This is a genomic window from Richelia intracellularis HH01 (assembly GCF_000350105.1).
Taxonomy (GTDB): domain Bacteria; phylum Cyanobacteriota; class Cyanobacteriia; order Cyanobacteriales; family Nostocaceae; genus Richelia; species Richelia intracellularis.
Genome location: NZ_CAIY01000054.1, coordinates 69,396 through 76,090, shown reverse-complemented (window position 1 = coordinate 76,090; position 6,695 = coordinate 69,396). Strand labels below are relative to the sequence as shown.

The 6,695-nt window shown below is 30.5% G+C and carries 3 protein-coding genes; 2 read left to right on the top strand and 1 reads right to left on the bottom strand.

Translation table 11 applies throughout. The annotated features are described in order from the left end of the window. The first annotated feature begins 1,617 nt into the window (after positions 1 to 1,617). Together RINTHH_RS06950 and RINTHH_RS06945 are read left to right on the top strand one after the other, a co-directional pair. Positions 1,618 to 2,553 (top strand): methyltransferase domain-containing protein, encoded by a 936-nt coding sequence (locus RINTHH_RS06950; RefSeq protein ID WP_008234685.1) that lies wholly within the window; start codon positions 1,618 to 1,620, stop codon positions 2,551 to 2,553. A 605-nt stretch (positions 2,554 to 3,158) separates the two neighbouring features. Beyond that, positions 3,159 to 4,346 carry an FAD-dependent monooxygenase gene (locus RINTHH_RS06945; RefSeq protein WP_008234683.1) on the top strand — a complete coding sequence of 396 codons (1,188 nt, stop codon included), beginning with the start codon at positions 3,159 to 3,161 and terminating at the stop codon, positions 4,344 to 4,346. A gap of 1,037 nt (positions 4,347 to 5,383) precedes the next feature. On the opposite strand, the gene RINTHH_RS06940 is transcribed toward RINTHH_RS06945, so the two are convergent. Continuing rightward, positions 5,384 to 6,694, bottom strand: a complete 1,311-nt coding sequence (locus RINTHH_RS06940) for an efflux RND transporter periplasmic adaptor subunit (RefSeq protein WP_044304825.1) — start codon at positions 6,692 to 6,694, stop codon at positions 5,384 to 5,386. Position 6,695 lies beyond the last annotated feature (1 nt).

The window sequence follows — 6,695 nt, the reverse complement described above, 5'->3', positions numbered from 1 at the left end:
ATATATAAAATAATTAAGATTAGGAAAATCATTATTGTATTGGGCAAAATATTAAATTCTATGGCAAAATTACTTAAAAGAATATATAGTGAAGTTGCAAAGTAAAATCAAATATTTACTTTATTATTCTGTAATTTTTGATTCTATTGTAGTTATTTTTTTGGATAATATTTTTGATTCTCATATTTATAATTATTCAGTTAAATAATTTTTCCAAAATACAATTTTTATTAATATCGAGTTGATTTTTGTGAATTTATTGATTATTCGCTGTTGTTATTTTATAGTCTCTATTAAGAGGAGTATCCTAAAATAAAAATAGATCGGTAACCTAATGATTAATTACTACTGAAAATAATTATATCTGGTAATTCGATTCAGGAGTTTACTGGTGCTAAATTCAACTATGTTTTTGCTTTTTTCATTTTTATAATTGCATCGATAATCTCTATCTTGAAAATTGAACAGGACTTTTTAAGATGTTTAATGTTTATCAATGCTATTAGTGTAGCAAAAATAGAACCTATCAGGAATAATTGATACCATTTTTATAAGAATATGATATCTAATTTATGAAGGTTTTCCATTAGCATAAAAATAATTTTTCAAGACTTACTCAAGCTCACCTTTATGCTAGTTAGTGGCGTATTGTCAGTTTTTGCTAGTTATTTATTTATCGATATTTTACATATTTGAATGGCGGAATAGATAATGCAAAACTATAAAATTTATACTTTTACCATTTTGTTAATTTTTTTATCAGACTAGTTCGTGAGTGAACATAGATATTTTTAGAATTAGAAAATACCCCAGCTTATATAAACATAATGGAATTATAATGAGCGTCTTCTCACCTATTATTTGCAAGTATTTTTAATTCAGAAGTCATGTAATATCCATAGACTATTATGCCATTATCCTAGTATCTAGACTAGAGCAGAAAACGAAGTGGAGATATTTTTATTAATCTACCATTACATAGGAGAATTATTATGGATTTTTTTTGTATTGAGCTAAGTTAACTTAATTACATTATTATGAGTAGGATGATTAGTATTAAATACTAACTATTTATAGCTTATAGCTTTTCCATAAATACTAAAAAATATGAAGTATAGATTGATATTTGAAGACATTACTTTTATCATCCATACCTCAAAAGTTAACGTACTAATTAAGACTAAGTAGAAAGTTTTTTCTACCCTGTGATATACCTTTAAAACTAAGCTATAAATCTCTTTGCTTCATGCTATAAATAGCAGCAAGGATTTCTCAAATACTTAAACTTTCATAATCGCTATTACGAGTATCCTAGTTACTCCAGGTGGTATGAAATGAAAATGTTAAGTATATATTCATATTACAGGAAAAAATGAGCAATAAAGATTATTAAATAAATATAGTTTAAAATTTGAATGATGGGATAAAATAAATAATCAACACCATAGTGTTCCCTTAGCCCCAATAATAATTACCATACAATTGCACTTATAACTGGTAAATAGCAAATATTATCACCATAAAAATGATGATTTCGATGCAATAAGCTCTATGCTGGCAAAAATTGCTATTATTATAATAGGTAGAATTTTTTGTAAATAAATATTATATTTTTTGATGAATCTCCACTACGCTCTTTTATTGACAGTTCTAATATTAGTTGTTGGTACTATTATTTATTTAATTACTCCCCGCAGCTATAAATCGTCTGAGACAGTAGCAAATTCCTACAATGCATGGACTCAAGACGGTATTCTGGAATTTTATTGGGGTGAACATATTCACTTGGGTCACTATGGTGTACCTGTAAGACATAAGAATTTTTTGCAAGCCAAAGCTGACTTTGTTCACGAAATGGTTGCATGGGGAGGCTTATATAAATTACCTAGTGGTACCACTGTGTTGGATGTGGGTTGTGGAATTGGTGGTAGCAGTCGTATCCTAGCAAAAGACTATGGGTTTAATGTTAAAGGAATCACAATTAGTCCAAGGCAAGTACAACGAGCAACAGAATTAACTCCTAAGAATATTACTGCCGAATTCCAGCTTGGTGATGCCTTGGCACTATCTTTTCCTGATAACTGTTTTGATGTAGTTTGGTCAGTTGAAGCTGGTCCTCATATGCCGGATAAGGCTAAGTATGCTCAAGAAATGATGAGGGTTTTAAAACCCGGAGGTATATTAGTGGTGGCCGACTGGAATAAGCGAGATGATAGTCAAACCCCACTGAATTTTTGGGAGAAACTAATAATGCGTCAATTGTTAGACCAGTGGTCTCATCCAGCTTTTTCCAGCATTGAAGGATTTTCTAAACAAATAGCAGGAACTGGGTTAGTTGAAGGAGAAGTAATCACTGCCGACTGGACTCAAGAAACTCTCCCTTCTTGGTTGCAATCAATTTGGCAAGGGTTTATCAGACCAGAAGGCTTAATAAAGTTTGGTTTTACAGGATTTATTAAATCTTTAAGAGAAGTACCTACCATATTACTCATGCGAATTGGATTTGGCAGTGGTCTTTGTCGATTTGGAATGTTTCGTGCTGTTAAGTCTTAACCTGTGAATAAATGAATCTAAATTTTGATAGCTGCAATCTTAATATCTAGAAGACCAAAGATTTGTTAATAAATTCATACCAAGAAATATACTTATAAAAATAACTGGGGTGAGTCAGATAATTCCCAGTTTTTTTTAATTAGCTAAGACCCTTTTGCAGGGCTATATACCCATATCATTTTGTCACATATGGGACAGTTGATTACATATTTTTGAATTATTTTAAAGTAGGATTAATTTCAAAACTCTTTTAAATTTCTATAAACAGGAAATTAAATTAATATCACTTAGGGTACTACATATCAAAATAAGATGCGGTAATTATGTTAAAGGATATTTATTGTAGATTTTGGCCAAATCTTTTCAGTATTAGTATTGACCAAACTTTCATATTTTTAATTTAAAGGTGATTTTCTCTGCATAAAAAATGAAAAATTCTTATTTCCATTTAGTTTTTAGACTTAATCTTTTTATATTTTTACTATCTTTTACCCAAAATTAATACTTAACTTTGAATCAAAATAATAGAATAAACAAATAAATGAAATTAACTGAAGAATATCAGTTGTTATTTTATACAAACTTAATCTAAATGAAAAGATATCATGAAAAGTGAAATTACTATAGTTGGTGCTGGTATAGGTGGTTTAAGCCTGGCCCTTGCCTTGGAACAAAAAGGCATTAATTTTCGCCTATATGAGCAGGCAAATTCTTTTGAAGCCTTGGGATATGGTATTCAAATAAGTCCCAATGTCGTTCATATACTAGAAAAACTGGGCCTTAAAAAGCAATTGGAGAGATTATCCCATATCTGTCTAGGTTTCCAGCTACGTTCTTTTAACACAAATAAAATCCTAGCGGAGTGGAAACTTGATAACAAAACACCTTATTACCAATGTCGGCGGGCAGATTTACACCAGTTATTATTTGATATGATTCAAAACAAAGGTAGAATTTACTTCTCACAATGTTTAGAGTCTTATGAGCAAAAAGATAATCACTTATATCTTCACCTGAAAAATCAAGGATCAATAACAGCACAAGCAATGGTAGCGGCAGATGGTATAAATTCTGTCATAAGGCAGTCACTCTTCCCTCAATATCAAGTAAGATATTCTGGTTATTCTGCATATAGAGTGATATTACCATTTCATAGAAAATACCACTTTTTGTGGGGTAAGGCAACAGTTTGGATGGGTAAAAATCACCATGTCGTAGTATACCCCAATGGGAATGAACAAAGCCCAGAATCTTGGCTTAACTTGGTATTAGTAATCAAAGAGAGAAAATCCAATGACCAAAGTTGGTCTGTTCCAGCAGATAAAACTGCCTTGGCTCAGGATTTTGCTAATCATTCTAATGAACTCAATTTAATTTTAGAAGATATGATAGAAAGCCCAGAACCTTGTTTCAAATGGGGTTTGTTTATTCATGAACCATTACCTTATTGGTCGCAGAGCAAGGTAACCTTGTTGGGGGATGCAGCTCATCCAATGCTGCCGTTTCAAGCCCAGGGAGCAGCTATGGCAATAGAGGATGCTTATGTATTAGCCCAATACTTATCTAATGAGAAAGAGATGGTAGAAGAATCTTTTATTAAGTATGAACAAGCCCGAATGAAACGTACGGGTGCAGTACAAAGATTATCCAGAAGGAATGCTGATATATTTCATGCTTCAGGAATAAAAGCATTGACAAGAAACCTGATTTTGGGTTTAGTATCTGCAATTATGCCTAGTTTGCTTAATAAAAGAACTGCTTGGATTTATGATTATAAAATAGAAAATTCTTAAACTAAGTATACTTTATTTGGTATCTTTCTATAAAATATGCCTAATATTTTTATTAGGCTTTAACTTGATTATTGCTATAAAACTTACTATAGTTCATAGTAAGTTTTATCCTCATCACTTAGACTCAGAGTCGATAAATTGATTTACAAGGCAGCAATATGGTAATGCAAAAATGGTTCATTAAATAATTAAGTAAGTATTATTGGTAATTGATTGTGCAACCTTAGTATATAACAAAGCAATGAAATTATTTAAATTCATGCAACTTCATTTGCTTATGAAGGTAATTCAATCCTATTAAGTTAGTAGTTTACAGTTTAGGTTTGTGGTAAATAGTAAACACCAAACAATTTTCACAAGTCTGACTAAATTTCAATAAACTGCTGCAATCATAATGCTGTAATTACCTACTGCAGACCAATAATATCTGGGAGGTATCTTATCAGAAGAATATCAGATTAGCTAACAGCTACTATCTTCAGTATGTATTAGACTTCTATCATGAATTTTTTCTGATTTTATTTTGCTTTGTTTTACATTGGCACTCGCTTAACTTCTTATCCACTTATAACTATTATTTAACTTTTACAAAAAAATAATCTTGTTTATTCTGAGTATTGAATAGTTATTCAGCCGGATAAAAATATTTTTAAAGACTTGCTAAAATGTTTTATTAAAATTCCTCTAACTATTTCATATTAAAAGTGAATTTCACATTTCCTTAATAATAGATATATACATTGATAAACTTGAATATTAACTATTCAAAGTGGAATTTTTATTTAATAAAATATCCAGTATTTTTTAAGTAAAAATACATAATAATCTAAGGTAATTTTTCCCAGCTCTTCGCTAAATCAAGCTTTAATATATTTCAATGTAAAGTAATCTTCAAATTCCACACAAACGTAATTATTAATACTTGATTTACTTGCGTAAATATCGTTAATATAACTTCAAAAGCATTTTCATTTAGTTCGGTGATTAACCATAATCATATCAGACTTACAATGGAACATCTACAGTTATAACTTAAATCAAGATGAAGGGATAATACGATCACCATCTCTGAGATTTAGCAATCCAGATGTCGCTATTTGTTCTCCTGCTTGTAAACCACCTAATACCTGATACAATTTACCTCTAATATTACCTAACTGAACTCTTCTTTGTTTTGCAACTAATTGATACTCTTGTGATGTGTTTCTTTTGGTTTCCACAACATATACAAAATTATCTTCTGCTACACGGAATATTGCAGCAGCTGGAACTAGAACTCCTGGTCTTTCCTTAAAAATTAACCTGGTACGAACTAACTGATCTACGTATGTTTTATATTGAGTATTTTTTAATAGAGCTTTAACTACTATAACCTTATGATTTTTATCCTTTTTAATAATAGAATATACTTCGGTCTTACCCAATTGTTTTCCTTGCTCATCCATTACTTTTACAGGTATTCCTTTACGCAACTTATCACTAAATTTTTCAGGTACCTTGATTGTTACCTCTAGGGGATGATTTTGAGTAATTGTAGCTATTCTAGTTGAAGTATTAATTATATCTCCAACTTTAACAGGGAGACTGGTAATAGTACCAGTTAAAGGAGCTGTAATTTTATATCGCTGAATATTCTTCGGTGTTTGAGTAAGGATATAAGCTTTTTGTTTTTGCAGAGCTTGCTTTGCCTTATAAATTATAACTTTTTGTGCTTGGATTTTAGCCTTGATTGCCACTATATTATTTTTGAGTGCCAGTAAATTATTGGCGTATTCATCCTTATCTTGTTGTAATAGAGCACCTTGTGTAACTAATAGAGAATATTTTTGATATTTTTGTTCATTCTGTTGGGCATTTACTATCTGAGAATTTTTGACTTTTTCTAGATAATTAAGTTTTTCTTGAGCAATAGCTAGTTTTTGTCTTGCTTGGTTGTAGCTATAACTACTTGAAGCTGAATATTTACCTTGAGAATTGATCTGAATAATTGCATTTCCTTCTTGAATCTTATTACCTAATTTCACAAAAACATGGGTAACTTTACCCTGCACTTTTGTTTGTAGTATTACTGAATTTAGGGGCTCTAAACTGGCAATAAAATCATTACTTTCCTCAATCATACCCACATCAACTGTTGATATTTTTATTCGTTTAGCTTTTGTATGATTACCATCATCTGATGATATTTGATGTTCTGGACTCATTAGTAGGCCTAATGCTGCACCTCCACTCATTAGTATCAGAATTATGAAAAATAAACATAGCCATCCTCCCTGTCCATAAGATGATTCAATATATGTTTCAGGAATATTTTGTTCAAAATTAGTTTCAGACTCACAAGTCTTCATA